This window comes from Gordonia sp. 852002-51296_SCH5728562-b, from assembly GCF_001665475.1.
Taxonomy (GTDB): Bacteria; Actinomycetota; Actinomycetes; order Mycobacteriales; family Mycobacteriaceae; genus Gordonia; species Gordonia sputi.
Genome location: NZ_LZMI01000043.1, coordinates 72,131 through 89,387 on the forward strand (window position 1 = coordinate 72,131; position 17,257 = coordinate 89,387).

Consider the following 17,257-nt stretch of genomic DNA (forward strand, 5'->3'; position numbering starts at 1 on the left):
CGCTCCCATCTCTGCTGTGAGGTGAATCGCTGCCCAAGCGGCGTGGACGCACTGCCAATCTTCATTAGCCGTGCGAGGTTTGTCTGAGCGTCACGAATCATTCATGTGAGCGCCCGGCATCCACCTCACCTAGGAGTACTGCGTCCGTGCGGCAACCTTTGCGATCGCTCATCCTTTTCCTCGCTGCACGGTTCGGGGAGGTCCGGTGACGGCGGCGCATCGTCGCCGTTCGTGGCTCGTCGCGGCGATCGCCGCGCTGACTGTGTCCGCAGGGTTCGTGGTGCCGACCGGAGCCGCCCAGGCGGCCCCAATGCAGTCCGAGAATGTCGCCTGGGCGCCGGGGGCGCATTGGTCGCAGGCCTACATCCCCGAGAAGGACGGCACCGTCCTTCACGCCGACATCTTGCGGCCCGCGCACCTGTCCGCAAGCGCGAAGACGCCCGTAATCCTCAGTGTCAGTCCGTATTTCAATCATTCGGGCTCCGGTGGCGTCGCCGGTGCGCTTGACGGATTCACCTATAAGCCCCTTCCGCCCGCACAGCCGAACGACAGATTCTCCGATCTGGTCACCCAGGGTGACCTCATGCGCAAGGGGTATACCTACGTGATGGTCGACCTCCGAGGATTCGGAGGGAGTACGGGATGCCTGGATTATGACGGGCCGGGTGAGCAGGCCGACGTGCGCGCAGCGGTGGAGTGGGCAGCGAGTCAGCCGTGGTCGACCGGCGCTGTGGGCATGTACGGCAAGTCCTACGATGGCAACACCGGGATTATGGGAACGGCACTGGCCCCGAAGGGGCTGCGTGCGGTGGTCGCGCAAGAGCCGATGTACGACGGCTATCGCTACCTGTATCAAAACGGTGTGCGCTACCTGAACTCGCTCTACATGGGGATCTGGTACGACCAGATTGCCTCGGCGTCGGGGGTGCCGTTCGGCGACGACGCGCGCTACATGAAGTCCTCGCTGTATGAGCTCCAGCATCCGGAGTGCTTGTCGCGCAACGCATCAGCGCAGATGGCCGATTCGGATCACAACTCGTCGTACTGGCGGGAGCGGGGCTTCGCCGAGGCCGCCCACGACTCGCCGGTGCCGCTGTTTCTCACCCAGGGCCTGATCGAGAACAACACGTGGCCCGACGGGTTGTACGAGACGATCGCCGGGCGCAAGGCTCCGACGAGGGCGTGGCTGGGCATGTGGGACCACGTGCGCGGCAACGAGACCGCCGCCGACGGGCGACTGGCGATGGGGCGACCCGGATGGTTCGCCGAGGTGATGCGCTGGTACGACAGGTATCTCAAGGGCACTGACGTCGCAAGCGATCCGTCCATCGTCGTGGAGGACAACACCGGGTCGTGGCGTGCGCAGCCGTCGTGGCCGATGCAGACGTCCACGCAGACGGTCGCACTTCCGACCGGAAGCTATCGTGACGGCGTCACAGCAGTCGGCTCATACGGAACCCAGGCTTCAGCGATCTCGGCGCCGTCGGGACTCGATCGCAACCGGGGACTGTGGCGGGTCAGCGCGCCGGTCAGCAGGGCCGTCCGCATCTCGGGTGCGCCGCAGGTGTCGGTGCGCACAACGACTGCTCAGGCGGGCGCGCATCTGGTTGTCGACCTCTACGATCTCCCCCCATCCGGGCAGGCGACTCGGATCACCCGTGCCGCATCGGTTCTCGAACGCGGCGCCGCGACGACGACATTCCGGTTGCTCCCCAACGACTGGGTGTTGGCGCCCGGGCACCGACTCGGCATCCGCATCGTGAACACCAACTCCGAGCTCTATCTGCCGTCGGGCAGCAGTGCGACGGTCACGGTGACCGGTGGAACGTTGTCTCTGCCCATCGATGCCCACAGGTGGCCACCAACCGCGGGTGGCCGATCGGTGTTCCTCGACGACTACCTGGCCGGGGCGGGCCGCTACACGCTGCCCGCCGGCACACCGACGGATCAGTGGGTGATCAAGTAGGCGAGGCCTCGGCAGCATCAGGGCCGCTCCGTCGGTCCAGCCACGATGCCCGACAACTGCACGCGCTTGCCGACGTCCCGCGTGCTGACGTGACCGACGGGAGTGGCCAGAATCTCGTGATGGTCGGTGGCATTGGACTCGACGTGCATCGTTCCCGACGCCTCGTTCGCGATGTATCCGCTGGGAGCTGCTACCTCGCGAGCGCGGTAGCAGCCCGTCGGCAGCGAACGAATCAGCAGTCCCTGTGCATCGGTGACACCTGACCCACGGGATTGCCCGGCGCACGTCGTGATCGCGAACCGCGCGCCCGGCAGCGGGTGGCCGTCGATGCGGTCGCGCACTGCGATCCGCAGTTGGCCAGACCCGTCGTCGAATCCGCCGTTGCGTTCGACGCCGGTTCCGATGGATCGACTCGGTTGCTGGTCTCGCGTCGTCACGGTGAACGTTCCCGAACCGGGTGTGGCCGAGGCGGCCGCCGACGCTCCGACGATTCCGGCGAGCGCCATTGCGCCGACAACCGTGAGAGTCGTTGTCACACGGACGAATCGGCCGTTCATGCTCGCGTCGCCCACGCGATGATGTTGTCGGCGTAACCGAGCGGGGGACCGACGAACGCCCCGCCACACGTGACGAGGGCGAGGGTTTCCGGACCGTCGAGGCGGTTGAGTTCCTCTGCGGGAAAGCCCTTCTCCTTATCGGCCTTCTGGACGTTACGCACCCGGTAGTGGACGGTCTCACCCTTCGCTGTGGTGACCGCGACATCGGTTCCCGGTGCGAGAGAACTGAACCGGGCGGCGAAGCCACGCCCCTGCGAGGCCTCGTCGACGTGCCCGGTCACGACGATTGTGCCCTTGCCCGATCCGGGTAACGCCGAATCGACCCACCAGCCGAGACGATGGACGTCCTGTGGCGGCAGGAGCGCACCGGTCGTATCCGTCGCAACCGCATCGGTGACAGCGGAATCACCGCCGACCTCAATACTTTTCGGTGCGGCCGGCTCGTCGGTGCGTGCGGCAACGGGTGCGGGTAGCTGGGTCTGCGCAGACGGTGTTGCCACGGACGATTCGCTCGTGCGTGTCGAGCAGCCGACGAGAAGCGTCAGACTCAGAGCCAGCAGGCAGAACAGTGTGCGTATCGGCGTGGTCTTCATGGTCGATCCACCGGTCCCGACGGAATCGACGACAGCGATGTCCTGCCCGACGGATTGCGGTCGGTCACGTGGTCGACGGGGGTGTTGTAGACCGTCACCGTCGACACCTTGTCGGTGGACACGTCGACGGAGTACGAGCGGCCCTCGGACACATAGCCTTTCGGTGCCGCCGTCTCCTTGACGCGGTAGCAGCCCGGTGCCACCTCACGGTTGACCACGCCGCCTTCGCCGGTGGTTTCCCACCCCAGCACGTCTCCGGAGCATGTGGACACGATGAAGCTCGCCCCCGGCAGCTTGGCGCCGGTGACTCTGTCGGCCTTGACCACCTGCAGGGTTCCGGTGCGATCTCCGCCGTCGTCGATGCGTGCGAAGGAAATCTGGATGTGGTTGCCGAGCAGTCCGAGTTCGACTGTGCCGCTTCCCGAAATCAGCCTCAACCCGTCGGGCCAGCTGATCGTCTCGTAGCTGTAGGTTCCCACGTTCAGGGTCAGATCGGCGGGGGCGGTCACCATCGTCACCGCGCCGGTTTCGTTGTTGGTGAGACGTACCCGAGCGCCCTGCACCGGCGTGATCCCGCCGGGATATGGGATGAACGATGTGACATAGAGATGTGCGGTCCCGGACTCCGGAGGAGTGGTCGGAGAACTCGGGGTTGTCGATGTCGGCGCTTCGACGGTCGTCGACGGCCCGGGCGCGGAGGTGCTCGGTGCCGACGAACTCGGGAGTGACGGATCGGTGGTGGCGGGTGTCGTGGTTGGGGGCGCCTGCGTCGTCGGCTGGTCAGCGGTCGTGGCGGGTGCCACGGTGGTCGACGACGTTGACGGGGTATCCGCCCAGCCGACCGCGGGAGCCATCGCAAGGCTGAGAAGCATCCCCGTTGCGAGGGCTGCGGTGCGTGTCCGCGGAGTGCGGAACCAGGTGTGGTGCTTGGGTGATCGATTCGACATGGGAGTGAGCCTTTCGGTGGGGTGGACGGCCCCGACACCCGTGAAGTCGGGTAGGCCAATCGATTCGTTATCGCGAGGGGCCCGCGGAGGGCGGAAATCATTCATGTGTCGTACGGCCTGAGAACGTGTGGCTCAGGGCCGGTCGACTGGCCCTGAGGGAATCGAGCTCAGCGGAGTGCGTGCGCCCGGATCACGGCCGGGAGCCACGGTTCCCGGACCCGACGTTCCCGTTGCGGTGAGGTGAATCGTGTAGATCGTGTCCCGACCGCGCTCGAGCGCGATATCGAACGACGACGGCCCGACGAGCGTCAGTCCCGCAGGCACCTGCAGCACAAGAACACTCACCGTCCCGGTCGGGGACTGCACGGTCGCGGGCAGGGTCGTGACGTACGGATTGACCGCGACCAGACGCACCGACACACCGTTGACCCCGTCGTGGGCGCCGTCGAGCACAGCGTTGATCGTCACGGACCCGTAAGCGACAGGGCTTGTGGGCGCGGAGGTTTCGGTGCTCGCGGGTGTACTCGGGGGTGTTGAGGACGAAGGTGGGGTGGTCGTCGGCGGTGTTGTTGTTGGCGGTGTCGTCGGCGGCGTTGTTGTCGTCGGTGCTGTGGTGGATGGGGTGGTTACCGACGGCGCGGACGTGCCGACGTCGGCGTGGGCACCACCCACCCCGAGAGACAGGCACGCCGCGACGACGGCGACCGTACTCGAGAATGAACGGAAATACGTGACGGTACGCATGAGCGGACTCGTGTTCTCCCCGACCCGGTTCGGATCACTGTGTGACCCCCGATGTCTGATGAGTCCGAATCGGGAGGGGGATTGTTAGCACACGTGAAGAACCGTTATCGACGCGTTACCCGGTGTCATTCACGTATTCGACGGTGAGCACTGCTCACCTCGACGCCGCATACCGCTTGGTGAGTTCACCCTTCACCAGCTTGCCCGTGGGTGTGCGAGGTAGATCTGCAACGAAATCGACCGAGCGTGGAACCTTGTACCGTGCAAGCGATTCGCCCGCGAAGTCGAGCAGGTCGTCGGCAAGCGCCTGTGAGGCCTCGTAGGCCGGATCGAGTTGCACGAGCGCCTTGGCGACCTCGCCGAGATCCTCGTCGGGTACACCGATCACTGCGACGTCGTAGACGGCCGGGTGGTTGATGAGAACGTTCTCCGCCTCTTGCGGATAGATGTTGACGCCACCGGAGATGATCATGAACGCCTTGCGGTCGGTGAGATACAGAAATCCCTCGTCGTCGACGTAGCCCATGTCGCCTGTCGTGGCCCAGGTCGGGTGCTGTGGGTGATAAGCCGACGCTGTCTTTCCCGGGTCGTTGTGATACTCGAACGCAGGCGTCTCGCGCTCGAAGTACACGAGGCCGACATCGCCGACGGGCACCTCGTCGCCGGCGTCGTCGCAGATTCTGATCACGCCCATACCTGCTCGCCCGACGGAACCGGGATGTGTCAACGCGTCCTCGGGGCCGATGAACGTCGCGCCCGCGGCTTCGGTCGATGCGTAGTATTCGTGGATCACCGGACCCCACCATTCGATCATTGCGCGCTTGACCTCGGCGGGGCACGGAGCTGCGGCGTGGATCGCCACCTTCAGGCTCGACACGTCGTACTTGTCGCGAATATCCGTGGGCAGCTTGAGCATCCGGATGAACATCGTCGGCACCCATTGGCTGTGCGTCGCGCGATACTCCTCGACGAGTCTCAGCGCTTCCTCCGGCTCGGAGTGGTCCATGAACACCACCGTGCCCCCGACAGAATTGGTGACGCTGCAAAAGCGCAGTGGCGCAGCGTGATACAGCGGCGCAGGGGATAGGTAGACGCTCTCGGCGTCGAATCCGTACAGCGGGCCGAAGACTGCGGTGTACGCATCGGGGATCTCCGCGACCAACCCGTCCGGTAGTGGTGTGCGAATCCCCTTGGGGCGTCCCGTGGTTCCCGACGAATAGAGCATGTCGGTCCCTCGGGGTTCGTCGGTGCGCGGTGTGTCCGGTGCTGCTGCAAGCACGTCGTCGTAGTCATCGAAGCCGTTGATAACCCCACCCCAGGCGATGCGATGACCTGGCTCGGCAAGTGCTTCGATGGTGCCGCTCGTCGAGACCGCTTCTGCCACAGCGGCATCGGCGAACAGTACCTTCGCCGCGCTATCGGTGAGGATGTAGCTGGTTTCGTCAGCGGTCAGGTGGTGATTGATCGCGGTGACGTAGAGCCCACTGCGCAGCGCTGCCCAATACACCTCGAACATGTGAAGGTTGTTGCGCGACACCATCGCGATGGTGTCGCCCGGGCGTAGGCCGAGTTCGTCGAGATGGTTCGCCAACCGCGCGGAGTTGTCATCGAGTTCGCGGTACGTCAGGGTGGTTCCGGTCGCGGCGTCGACGACGGCGGCTTTGTCAGGGGTGCTTGCGGCGATGGTTCCTGGGAACACGACGATCTCCTCGATGACGCGGGGTGCGAACGATGCCGAGTGTGATCGGCATCTCATGCGAGATCGTAGACCGAGCGATAGTTCGGTGGGCCGAGATTGCCACAATGGCAGATGCCTACCTCATGACTCCGCCGTGGCGCGCGAGCGCACCGACGCCTCCACGAGGTCGAGGACGGCCGACAGGTCGTCGGTAGGTCGTCCCGATGCCAATCGCGTGATCAGCCCGTCGAGGACGAGGTCGAGGTAGTCGAGCAGAACGTCGGTGGGGACGTCGTCTCGCAGTCGGCCGGTCTCACGGCCGCGTTCGAGTCGATCGAGAGTGGCCTTCTCGAGCTCAGCCGAGCGTTCCAGCCAGGCCGACCGGAACGTCGGATCGGTGCGGAGCTTCCGCGCGATTTCCAGCCGCGTGCCCAACCAATCGAAATCCTGTGGGCGCGCGAGCATGTCGCGCATGACCTGAACGAGACCCTGCTCTGCCGCGACGTCGGCCATACGCTCGGCGTCTTCTCGCGCGAGGGCGAGGAAGAGCGCCTCCTTGTCGCGGAAATGATGAAAGATCGCACCGCGAGAGAGTCCTGTCGACTCCTCGATGCGTTTGACCGTTGCTCCGTCGTAGCCGTACTCGGCGAAGCAATGCCGCGCGCCGTCGAGAATTTCCCGACGACGCGCGGCAAGGCGGTCATCACTGACCTTGGGCACTGCTATCGCCCTGTCAGCTCTTGATCATGTTGCGGAGCACGTACTGCAGGATGCCGCCGTTGCGGTAGTAGTCGGCTTCACCGGGTGTGTCGATGCGCACCTTGGCGTCGAACTCGACCTTCGAGCCGTCTTCCTTGGTGGCGGTGACGTGCACCGTCTTCGGCGTGGTGCCGTTGTTCAGCTCCTCGATGCCGGTGATGTCGAAGGTCTCCGTGCCGTCGAGGCCCAGCGACTTGTGCGACTCGCCCTCGGGGAACTGCAGCGGGATGACGCCCATGCCGATGAGGTTCGAGCGGTGGATGCGCTCGAAGCTCTCGGTGATGACGGCCTTGACGCCCAGCAGGCTGGTGCCCTTGGCGGCCCAGTCACGCGAGCTACCGGTGCCGTACTCCTTGCCGCCGAGCACGACCAGCGGGGTGCCCTCCTTCGCGTAGTTCTGCGCGGCGTCGTAGATGAACGACTGCGGAGCGCCCTCCTGCGTGAAGTCGCGGGTGTAGCCGCCGGTGACGTCGACGAGCTGGTTGGCCAGGCGGATGTTGCCGAAGGTCGACCGGATCATCACCTCGTGGTTACCGCGGCGGGCACCCAGCGAGTTGTAGTCCTTGCGAGCCACACCGTGTGCGTCGAGGTACTGCGCGGCAGGGGTGCCGGGCTTGATCGTCGACGCGGGGGAGATGTGGTCGGTCGTGACCGAGTCGCCGAGCTTCGCGAGTACACGGGCACCCTTGATGTCGGAGACCGGGTCCGCCTCGAGCTTCATGCCCTCGAAGTACGGAGGCTTGCGCACGTAGGTCGATTCGTCGTCCCAGTCGAAGGTCTTGCCCTCGGGGGTGGGCAGGCTCCGCCACCGCTCGTCACCCTTGAACACGTCGGCGTAGTCCGCCGCGTACTGCTCGGGGCTGATCGAGCTGGCGATGGTCTGCGCGATCTCCTCGTTCGACGGCCAGATGTCCTTCAGGAAGACGTCGTTGCCGTCCTGGTCCTGGCCGAGCGGGTCGTTCTCGAAGTCGAAGTCCATCGTGCCCGCGAGTGCGTAGGCGATGACCAGCGGCGGCGACGCGAGGTAGTTCATCTTCACGTCGGGGTTGATACGACCCTCGAAGTTGCGGTTACCCGAGAGCACCGCGGTGGCGGTCAGATCGTTGTCGTTGATCGCCTTCGAGATCTCCTCGGGCAGCGGTCCCGAGTTGCCGATGCAGGTGGTGCAGCCGTAACCGACCAGGTAGAAGCCCAGCTTCTCGAGGTACGGCCACAGACCGGCCTTCTCGTAGTAGCCGGTGACAACCTGTGACCCGGGGGCCATCGAGGTCTTCACCCACGGCTTCTGCGTGAGGCCCTTCTCGACAGCCTTCTTCGCGAGCAGACCCGCGCCGAGCATGACCGACGGGTTCGAGGTGTTGGTGCAACTCGTGATCGACGCGATGGTGACGATGCCGTGGTCGAGAATCATGTCACCGCGTTCGGGCGAGGAGATCTTGACCGGCTTCGACGGCCGTCCCTCTGCGCCCTTGCTCGCGTTGTGGGCGGGCTCGTAGTCGTCGTCGGCGAACGACAGCTTCGCGCCGTTCGGGTCGAGTGCGGGCGCATCCGACGCCGGGAAGCTCTCGGCGATCGACTCGTCGACGCCGTTGTAGGCGGGGGTGTTGCCCTCTTCGACGTAGTTGTGGATGTCCTTGCGGAACGCGTTCTTGGCGTCCCAGAGCTCGATGCGGTCCTGCGGACGCTTCGGGCCGGCGATCGACGGGACGACCGTCGAGAGATCGAGCTCCATGTACTCGGAGTACTGCGGCTCGGTGGCGTCCTTCTCCAGCCACATGCCCTGTTCCTTGGCGTATGCCTCGACGAGGGCCAGCGTCTCCGCGCTGCGGCCGGTGAGCTTCAGGTAGTTGATGGTCTCGCTGTCGATCGGGAAGATCGCACAGGTCGAGCCGAACTCGGGGCTCATGTTGCCGATGGTGGCGCGGTTGGCCAGCGGGACCTCGGCGACACCGTTGCCGTAGAACTCGACGAACTTGCCGACGACGCCGTGCTTGCGCAGCATGTCGGTGATGGTCAGCACGACGTCGGTCGCGGTGACGCCGGGCTTGGTCGCACCCGTCAGCTTGAAGCCGACGACGCGCGGGATCAACATCGAGACGGGCTGTCCGAGCATTGCCGCCTCGGCCTCGATACCGCCGACGCCCCAGCCGAGCACGCCGAGACCGTTCTGCATAGTGGTGTGCGAGTCGGTGCCGATGCAGGTGTCGGGGTAGGCGACGTCGGTGCCCTCGGCGTTCGGGCGGACCATGACCGAGCGTGCGAGGTGCTCGATGTTGACCTGGTGGACGATTCCGGTGCCCGGTGGCACGACGCGGAAGTCGTCGAATGCGCCCTGGCCCCAGCGAAGGAACTTGTAGCGCTCCTCGTTGCGCTGGTACTCGATCTCGACGTTGCGCTCGAAGGCCTGTGCGTTGCCGAACGCCTCGATGATGACGGAGTGGTCGATGACCATCTCGGCGGGAGCGAGCGGATTGACCTTGTCGGGGTCGCCGCCGAGTTCCTTGACCGCGTCGCGCATGGTGGTCAGGTCGACCACACACGGGACGCCGGTGAAGTCCTGCATGATGACGCGTGCGGGCGTGAACTGGATCTCGATGCTCGGCTCGGCCGACGGATCCCAGTTGGCGATGGCGTTGATGTGGTCCTTGGTGACGTTCGCGCCGTCCTCGGTGCGAAGCAGGTTCTCGGCGAGGACCTTGAGTGCGTAGGGAAGCTTCTGGGTTCCCTCAACAGCGCTCAGCCGGTAGATCTCATACGACTTGTCGCCCACCTCGAGGGTGCCTTGGGCGCCAAAGGAATTGATACTCACGACTTAATCCACTCTCCTCGTGCCGACGGGCTGCGTCGGCGTCGTTCGACGTCTCACGTGTGCGCACGTGGACTGCGTGGCCGGCTCGTCGACGAACGCCGCTCGTCGACTCCGACCGTGACCCGACGGGCTGCGCCGGGTGTTCGAGTGCTGTCGGTGGCGCCGGTGGGTGGTACCGATGCCTCCCTGCCCTCGCGGGGCGGCCACGGGGCCGCCGTGGTCACCATGTCATCTTAACAGTACGGCTGTACTGTTTACAACACGCGACACGCCCGCTTACCGCCTACCTCCAGCATCCTCCATTCTGGCGCATGCCACGAGGCGAGGGTCACGCGGTCGTGTGCGCGTCGGCGACATTTAATGGCTGCGAAACCTTCTTAGGTGACACGCGGGGGTGGGTCCCCGACCGCGATCGGCCATTGGGCAGGATTGGCGTGGCAGCGCGCATGCCTTCCGGGTATGGGGTTCTACTGCAGAGCAGAAAGTTGGGTACAGCTGATGAGTCCAGGTCCACAGGGCTACCCCGCGATCATCCCTGCGAACGTCGACATGACAGGCCTGCGGCAGGAACTGCTCGCCGACCACGTTGCCGCACCCGCCGATCAGGAACCCGCGCTTCGCGCCCTGGTGGCCCGCGCACAGTCCGACGGGCACGACCTCAACGTGGTCGTCCTGACCGAGCCACAGCCGAACTTCACCTACTACCGCGACATCGCCACCCAATTGCAGTCCGAGGTCGGCGGGACCGTCCTCGTCATCGGCCCCAACTCGGTCGGTAGCTCCTCGGCCGACTTCAGTCGTGTGGTGCAGGAGCAGGCCATGGACGACCTGACGCTGCAGAATCCGTCCGTCGCCGCCACACAGATGTACGAAGAACTGACGTCACCGCAGATCGACTGGACGCTCGTCACCATTCTGCTGATCGTCGTCACGATCATCGGAGCCGTACTCGCGCGGGCGCGCACCATACGTGCACGTCGACGGCGCGGCGAGGTCGCACAACCGGTCACACAGTCGTCGCCATCGGCTGCATCTGCGTCGGGCGAGGACGTGGCGTCGGCGACGTCGTCGTCCACTCATTGACACCCGTCTGAAAATCTCACGTCGCCAACCGCCGACCCCCGCTCGTAGGGCACAACCGGGTCTCGTCGTCGTTCGACGCTCTGTTGCCAATTCGATACCTGGCGAGTCATCTCGCCCTTTGGGCTGTTCACGGCATTTTCCCAGGTAATCACCTGTATGTAATTCGTTGCAGCGGTTTTCTCGTGTGTCCGATGTGACGTACGGTTCTCATGTCACTTGTGTTGCTGTTGGTATCCAATGCACCACATGTGGTAGGTGATGCACGTTGGATGGTTGGGGAAGACGTGCACCCTGTGTTCGGACATGGAGATGCGTGCGACTCGAGGCAGCGCGACTTGAGGCATGACATCGCCGGCGAGGGCGAGGAGTTTCACGTGAGGCGAGTGACCACCGGTGTGGCTCGTGGTACCCCCAGGCGGGGCACACCGCGATTTGCACGTCTAGGGGCCGTACTTGCGGTCGCGATGCTCAGCGGAATGGGTGCGGGACAGGCACTGGCCGCCCCGGGCGCGACCGCGCCGAAGAAGCCGACGAGCGCGGTGTCGACGTTGATCAATCAGATCGCGACGGCCAACCAGAACATCAAGGATCTCGACGGTGCGGTGGCCGTTCGCCAGGAGAACGCCAACAGGTCGCTTGCCGACTACCAGAACTCGATCGCCGCACAGCAGTTGGCCACACAGGCCGCGTCCGGCGCCGAGAACTCGCTCACAAAGGCCAACGGTGCTGCCAAAGATGCGCAGAAGTCCTTCGACGCACTGATCCGCGACGTCTATCGGAACGGCACCACGTCGAGCTCGATGACCAAGTACGTGTCCTCGGATAACCCCGATCGGGTGCTCGAGCGGATGTCGACTCTCGACCGTGTCGCCCGCAACCAGCAGGACACGATCCGTCGTCTGCAGGTGGCCCGCAACCAACAGGCCAACAGGGTCTCTGCGCTGCAGGCTCTCAAACGTCAGGCAGCGCTTGCCACGTCCGGCGCGGAGCAACGCAAGAACGACGCGCTCGCCGCGGTACGCGAAGCGCGGTCGGCGATGGTCGACGAGCAGCAGCGTCGCAACTCGCTCGTGGCGCAACGCGATACGGTCCAGCAGCAGCTCGACAAGCTGCGCGGCACGGTCACGACGCCCAAGAAGGTAGACGCTCCCGCGCCGACCGATCTGTTGTCGGGGCTTTTCCCCGGAATCCCGGGACTGCCGGGACCTCGTCCGAGCGCGCCCGGCGCAACTCAGGTCGACGGGACGAGTGACAACCAGGCACTGCAGGTAGCCGCGGAGGCCGCCGCTCGACTCGCGGGAGACCTGGGACAGAAGGCGCTCGCGGCGATGGTCGGTCAGGCGCAGATCCCGCACTCGGAGCTCTTGGATGAACTCGGACTCGGGGGAGCCTCGCTGGGATCGTCCGGTGCGGACAGCATCGCCAGCAGGCTCGGTTCCGGCAGCCTCGGCACTTTGTTCGGCAGTTCGTCGGGTGGCGGCGGCGGGCCGGTACGTCCGGGCCTGCGTGGCCCGCAGGCCGTGGAGATCGTCGTGAACCGTGCGCTCTCGCAGCTCAACGTGCCCTATGCGTGGGGTGGCGGCGACGCCAACGGCCCCACCCTCGGTATTCGCGACGGCGGTGTCGCCGACAGTTACGGCGACTACAACAAGGTCGGCTTCGATTGCTCGGGTCTCATGATGTACGCGTTCGGCGGCGTCGGCATCCAGCTCCCGCACTACACGGGCTACCAGTACACATCGGGTCCCCAGGTGCCGCTGGCGCAGATGCAGCGTGGCGACATGATCTTCTACGGACCCAATGCGAGTGAGCACGTCGCGCTCTACCTCGGCGACAACAAGATGGTCGAGGCGCCGCAGTCCGGCGACGTCGTGAAGGTGTCTCCGCTGCGCACGGCTGGTGCGATGCCCAACGTGGTGCGGCTGCTCTGACCGTCCCGGTACTGAGCTGACAACGGTGTGCCACGCCATCCGAACGACCTTCTTGGCGCGTTTTCAGGACGCACGGCTACGCTGGCTTGCAATCATGTCGGCAACCGATTCTGCGCGGACATAACCCGGCCGGGCCGGGATCCGGACGAACCTTAGGAGTACGGGTTGACCTCTTCGCATCCGAACACTGAGCAGGCGCAGGCTGCGTCGAACTCAGCCGGGGGAGCGGTGACGCTCAGCGACGACGACGTGAAGCTCGTGGAACGCGCGATCTATGAGGTCAAGCGTGTGATCGTCGGCCAGGATCAGCTCGTCGAGCGCATCCTCGTCGGACTGCTGGCTCGCGGGCACATCCTTCTCGAGGGTGTCCCCGGTGTCGCCAAGACGCTCGCGGTCGAGACGTTCGCCAAGGTCATCGGCGGCAGCTTCTCCCGAGTTCAGTTCACGCCGGATCTCGTGCCCACCGACCTCCTGGGAACCCGCATCTATCGGCAGGGTCGCGAAGAGTTCGACACCGAGCTCGGCCCCGTCGTCGCGAACTTCCTCCTCGCCGACGAGATCAACCGCGCGCCTGCAAAGGTCCAGTCGGCGCTCCTCGAGGTCATGGCCGAGCGGCACGTCTCGATCGGTGGCACCACCTACCCGATGCCGAGTCCGTTCCTCGTCATGGCGACGCAGAACCCCATCGAGAACGAGGGCGTCTATCCGCTGCCGGAGGCGCAGCGCGATCGCTTCCTGTTCAAGATCCTCGTCGACTACCCGTCGGTCGAGGAGGAGCGCGAGATCGTCTACCGGATGGGCAATGTCCCACCGAGTGCGTCGCAGATCCTCGATCCGGAGACGACGATCCGGCTGCAGGAGACCGCGGCCAACGTGTTCGTCCACCACGCGCTCGTCGACTACGTCGTCCGTGTCATCAACGCGACCCGACGTCCCGCTGAGCTCGGCCTCCACGATGTCGACTCCTGGTTGTCCTACGGAGCCTCGCCGCGCGCGACGCTCGGCATCGTCGCAGCTGCGCGCGCGCTGGCACTGGTCCGCGGCCGTGACTACGTGATCCCCGCCGACATTGTCGAGCTGATCCCCGACGTCCTGCGTCACCGTCTGGTGCTGAGCTACGACGCTCTCGCCGACGAGGTCACCGCCGATCAGATCATCAACCGCATCCTGCAGACCATCGGACTGCCGCAGGTGGGTACCCAGCCGGTGCAGCAGCAGGGGCCGCCGGTCCAGGCAGTGCCCGGTCAGCCGATGCCGGGTCAGCCCGCAGGGCCCCAGGCCCCGGGCGTGAACGGTGCACCCGGTCAGAACCCGCAGCAGCCGCAACAGGTACAGCCGGTGAACGGGGCGCAGGGCCGCTACCCGGCGGGACCGGCCAACCAGACGTCAGCGCGGTATGGCGGCTAACAGCACACTGCCATCGCTCGAATCAGGCCTGCTCGACGAACCTCAGCTCTCGGCAGCGCTGAAGTCGCTCGAACTGACGGTGCGCCGCAAGCTCGACGGCGTGCTGCAGGGCGAACACCAGGGACTGATTCCGGGACCGGGCTCCGAACCCGGAGAAGCACGGCCCTACCAGCCCGGCGACGACATCCGGCGGATGGAGTGGTCGGTCACCGCGCGCACGACCCAACCTCACGTCCGTCAGATGATCGCCGACCGTGAGCTGGAGACCTGGCTCGTCGTCGACGCATCCGCGAGCCTCGACTTCGGCACCGTCGCCCACACGAAACGAGAACTCGCGGTGGCGGCGTCGTCGGCCATCGTGCATCTCACCTCGGGTGGCGGTAATCGCCACGGGGCGGTGGTCTGTACCGGCGACAAGATCGTCCGCGTACCCGCCCACGCCGGGCGTGCCCACGATCTGAGCCTGCTGAAGACGATCGCGACCACCCGTCGCGCAGCACCCGGCGTGCGTGGCGATCTGAAGGCCGGGCTCGAAGCGTTGCGTCGACCGCAGCGCCGCCGTGGCCTTGCGGTCGTGATCAGCGACTTCCTCGGTCCGATCGACTGGGAACGTTCGTTGCGCGCCATCGGCGCGCATCACGAACTCCTGGCGATCGAGGTCCTCGATCCCCGCGATCTCGAGTTGCCACCCATCGGTGACGTCACACTCGCCGACGCCGAGTCCGGCGAGATCAGACAGGTCACGATCACCGAGTCGCTGCGACGCGACTTCGCCGACGCCGCCCGAGCTCACCAGCAGAAGGTGCATCGCACCATCCGTGGCTGTGGCGGACCCGTGTTGTCGCTGCGTACCGATCGGGACTGGATCAACGACATGGTCAAGTTCGTGGGGCGTCGTCGCCGCGGACTCGCCGCCGGGGTGGGGTGAGGACGACAGTGTTCTCGCACCCCTGGTGGTTGCTCGCGCTCGTCCTCGTCGCCGCTCTCGGCGCAGGCTACTGGTACATGCTCCGCATGCGGCGTCAGCGGGCGTTGCAGTTCGCCAACACCGAGATGCTCGACCGCATCGTGCCCGCAGAGCCGCGGTGGAAGCGTTGGCTGCGCCACGCACCTATGGTCGCGCTGCTCCTGGCGTTGGTGCTGCTCGTCGTCGCAGTCGCCGGACCGCAGGCCAACCGCAAGATCCCGCGGAACAAGGCGACGGTGATCCTGGTGATGGACGTGTCGCGCTCGATGAACTCCACCGACGTCGCACCGTCGAGAATCAAGGCGGCACAGGCGGCGGCGAAACAGTTTGCCGACAACCTCACCGACGGCATCAACCTCGGACTGATCTCCTTCGCGGGTACGGCGTCGACCCTGGTGACCCCGACGCCCAACCACGATGCCACCAAGCAGGCGGTCGACAAGTTGCAGCTCGCCGACAAGACGGCGACCGGTGAGGGAATCTTCGCCGCTCTGCAGCAGATCCAGACGCTCAACGCGGTGCTCGGCGGAGACGAGGGCGCGCCACCCGCGCGCATCGTGCTGCTCTCCGACGGTAAAGAGACCGTGCCAGACGACCCGGACGATCCGCGCGGAGCCTTCACCGCCGCCCGCAAGGCGAAAGAGGAGAAGATCCCGGTGTCCACGATCTCGTTCGGTACCTCGACAGGAACCGTCGATCTCGAGGGCGATCAGGTTCCGGTTCCCGTCGACGACGAGTCGCTGCGCAAGATCGCCAACCTCAGCGGTGGCCGGTTCTTCACGGCGTCGAGTCTCGATGAGCTGAACAAGGTCTACAGCACCCTGCAGGAGGAGATCGGCTACGAGTACCGCAAGGGTGACGATTCGTGGCCCTGGCTGCTCGCCGGCACGATTTTCGTCATCCTCGCCGCGGGTGGGGCGATGCTCATCAACCAGCGATTACCCTGATCGGCGCCGAGCATCCCGGCATCGACCCTGCCGACGGCACACGTACCCGCAACGGATAGGTTTGTTACCCATGTCGCAGAGCAATGAATCTCCCAGCCGTGTCTCGCGTTCGGTTCTCGTGACCGGCGGCAACCGCGGCATCGGTCTCGCGGTTGCTCGTCGTCTCTCCGCGGACGGCCACAAGGTTGCGGTCACCCACCGTGGCTCCGGCGCTCCCGAGGGGCTGTTCGGCGTCACGTGCGACGTCACCGACACCGCGTCCGTCGACGCCGCGTTCAAAGAGGTCGCCGAGCACCAGGGTCCGGTCGAGGTGGTCGTGTCGAATGCGGGCATCACCGCAGACACTCTCTTGATGCGGATGAGCGTCGACAGCTTCGAGGACGTCGTCGATGCCAACCTGACGGGCGCATTCCGCGTGACCAAGGCCGCGACGCGCGACATGCTGCGCAAGCGGTGGGGTCGATTCATCTACCTCGGTTCGGTCGTTGCGCTGATGGGTACCCCGGGGCAGGCCAACTACGCGGCGTCGAAGGCCGGATTGGTTGGCCTCGCCCGCTCGGTCACACGCGAGCTCGGCGGACGCAACATCACCGCGAATGTCGTCGCGCCCGGCCTCATCGATACCGACATGACCCGGTCGCTGCCCGAGGAGTACACCAAGACAGCCGTCGACCAGGCGATCCCCGCCAAGCGCATGGGACAGCCAGAAGAAGTCGCCGCTGTGGTCAGCTTCCTCGCGTCCGACGACTCGGCCTATGTCACCGGAAACGTCATCAACGTCGACGGCGGCCTCGGTATGGGCCACTAGCCGTATCAGCCGCACACCCCCAGCCGCACACCGACAGACACCATCCACAGACACGCCTACC

The 17,257-nt window shown here is 65.5% G+C and carries 14 protein-coding genes; 7 read left to right on the plus strand and 7 right to left on the minus strand.

Going from position 1 to position 17,257, the window contains the following annotated elements:
* Positions 1 to 205: 205 nt before the first annotated feature.
* The gene (locus A5766_RS08195) at positions 206 to 1,966 is read left to right on the plus strand and encodes a CocE/NonD family hydrolase (RefSeq protein ID WP_005202806.1); all 1,761 of its coding nucleotides are present in this window, start codon (positions 206 to 208) and stop codon (positions 1,964 to 1,966) included.
* A gap of 17 nt (positions 1,967 to 1,983) precedes the next feature.
* Here A5766_RS08195 and A5766_RS08200 read toward each other — a convergent pair whose 3' ends face one another.
* The 7 genes from A5766_RS08200 to A5766_RS08235 all read right to left on the minus strand — a co-directional run bounded on the left by A5766_RS08200 (position 1,984) and on the right by A5766_RS08235 (position 10,053).
* Positions 1,984 to 2,538, minus strand: coding sequence for an MSCRAMM family protein (locus A5766_RS08200; protein WP_231894581.1), 555 nt, complete (start codon positions 2,536 to 2,538; stop codon positions 1,984 to 1,986).
* A complete protein-coding gene (locus A5766_RS08205; RefSeq protein WP_005202809.1) occupies positions 2,520 to 3,116 on the minus strand; it encodes a class F sortase in 597 nt (198 codons plus the stop codon). The genes A5766_RS08200 and A5766_RS08205 overlap by 19 nt, the downstream gene beginning before the upstream one ends.
* A complete protein-coding gene (locus tag A5766_RS24960) occupies positions 3,113 to 4,063 on the minus strand; it encodes an MSCRAMM family protein (RefSeq protein ID WP_231894582.1) in 951 nt (316 codons plus the stop codon). Before A5766_RS24960 ends, A5766_RS08205 begins: the two co-directional genes overlap by 4 nt.
* Positions 4,064 to 4,195: 132 nt before the next feature.
* Positions 4,196 to 4,531 carry a hypothetical protein gene (locus A5766_RS08215; protein ID WP_039854492.1) on the minus strand — a complete coding sequence of 112 codons (336 nt, stop codon included), beginning with the start codon at positions 4,529 to 4,531 and terminating at the stop codon, positions 4,196 to 4,198.
* A gap of 430 nt (positions 4,532 to 4,961) precedes the next feature.
* Entirely contained in the window at positions 4,962 to 6,506 is a 1,545-nt protein-coding gene (locus A5766_RS08225) for an acyl-CoA synthetase (RefSeq protein WP_064904234.1), read from the minus strand.
* 120 nt (positions 6,507 to 6,626) lie between these two features.
* A complete protein-coding gene (locus A5766_RS08230; RefSeq protein WP_005202820.1) occupies positions 6,627 to 7,205 on the minus strand; it encodes a TetR/AcrR family transcriptional regulator in 579 nt (192 codons plus the stop codon).
* Between the two features lie 13 nt (positions 7,206 to 7,218).
* On the minus strand, positions 7,219 to 10,053 hold the full coding sequence (locus tag A5766_RS08235; RefSeq protein WP_005202821.1) for an aconitate hydratase: 2,835 nt from the start codon (positions 10,051 to 10,053) through the stop codon (positions 7,219 to 7,221).
* Positions 10,054 to 10,551: 498 nt separating this feature from the next.
* Here A5766_RS08235 and A5766_RS08245 point away from each other — a divergent pair, with 498 nt between their 5' ends.
* The 6 genes from A5766_RS08245 to fabG1 all read left to right on the plus strand — a co-directional run bounded on the left by A5766_RS08245 (position 10,552) and on the right by fabG1 (position 17,196).
* Positions 10,552 to 11,136, plus strand: coding sequence for an Rv1476 family membrane protein (locus tag A5766_RS08245; protein ID WP_005202823.1), 585 nt, complete (start codon positions 10,552 to 10,554; stop codon positions 11,134 to 11,136).
* A gap of 476 nt (positions 11,137 to 11,612) precedes the next feature.
* On the plus strand, positions 11,613 to 13,067 hold the full coding sequence (locus tag A5766_RS08250; RefSeq protein ID WP_269446999.1) for an NlpC/P60 family protein: 1,455 nt from the start codon (positions 11,613 to 11,615) through the stop codon (positions 13,065 to 13,067).
* A 165-nt stretch (positions 13,068 to 13,232) separates the two neighbouring features.
* Positions 13,233 to 14,474 (plus strand): AAA family ATPase, encoded by a 1,242-nt coding sequence (locus A5766_RS08255; RefSeq protein WP_005202829.1) that lies wholly within the window; start codon positions 13,233 to 13,235, stop codon positions 14,472 to 14,474.
* A complete protein-coding gene (locus A5766_RS08260) occupies positions 14,464 to 15,402 on the plus strand; it encodes a DUF58 domain-containing protein (protein WP_005202831.1) in 939 nt (312 codons plus the stop codon). The genes A5766_RS08255 and A5766_RS08260 overlap by 11 nt, the downstream gene beginning before the upstream one ends.
* An 8-nt stretch (positions 15,403 to 15,410) precedes the next feature.
* Entirely contained in the window at positions 15,411 to 16,388 is a 978-nt protein-coding gene (locus tag A5766_RS08265; protein WP_064904236.1) for a VWA domain-containing protein, read from the plus strand.
* A 70-nt stretch (positions 16,389 to 16,458) separates the two neighbouring features.
* Positions 16,459 to 17,196, plus strand: coding sequence for a 3-oxoacyl-ACP reductase FabG1 (fabG1, locus tag A5766_RS08270; RefSeq protein ID WP_005202834.1), 738 nt, complete (start codon positions 16,459 to 16,461; stop codon positions 17,194 to 17,196).
* The last annotated feature ends 61 nt before the right edge of the window (positions 17,197 to 17,257 follow it).

What these genes read in the sequence shown, in the direction of transcription:
- A5766_RS08205 (WP_005202809.1), bottom strand. Translation starts at nt 3,116, where the DNA reads ATGAAGACCACGCCGATACGCACACTGTTCTGCCTGCTGGCTCTGAGT.
- A5766_RS24960 (WP_231894582.1), bottom strand. Translation starts at nt 4,063, where the DNA reads ATGTCGAATCGATCACCCAAGCACCACACCTGGTTCCGCACTCCGCGG.
- A5766_RS08245 (WP_005202823.1), top strand. Translation starts at nt 10,552, where the DNA reads ATGAGTCCAGGTCCACAGGGCTACCCCGCGATCATCCCTGCGAACGTC.
- A5766_RS08250 (WP_269446999.1), top strand. Translation starts at nt 11,613, where the DNA reads ATGGGTGCGGGACAGGCACTGGCCGCCCCGGGCGCGACCGCGCCGAAG.
- A5766_RS08260 (WP_005202831.1), top strand. Translation starts at nt 14,464, where the DNA reads ATGGCGGCTAACAGCACACTGCCATCGCTCGAATCAGGCCTGCTCGAC.
- fabG1 (WP_005202834.1), top strand. Translation starts at nt 16,459, where the DNA reads ATGTCGCAGAGCAATGAATCTCCCAGCCGTGTCTCGCGTTCGGTTCTC.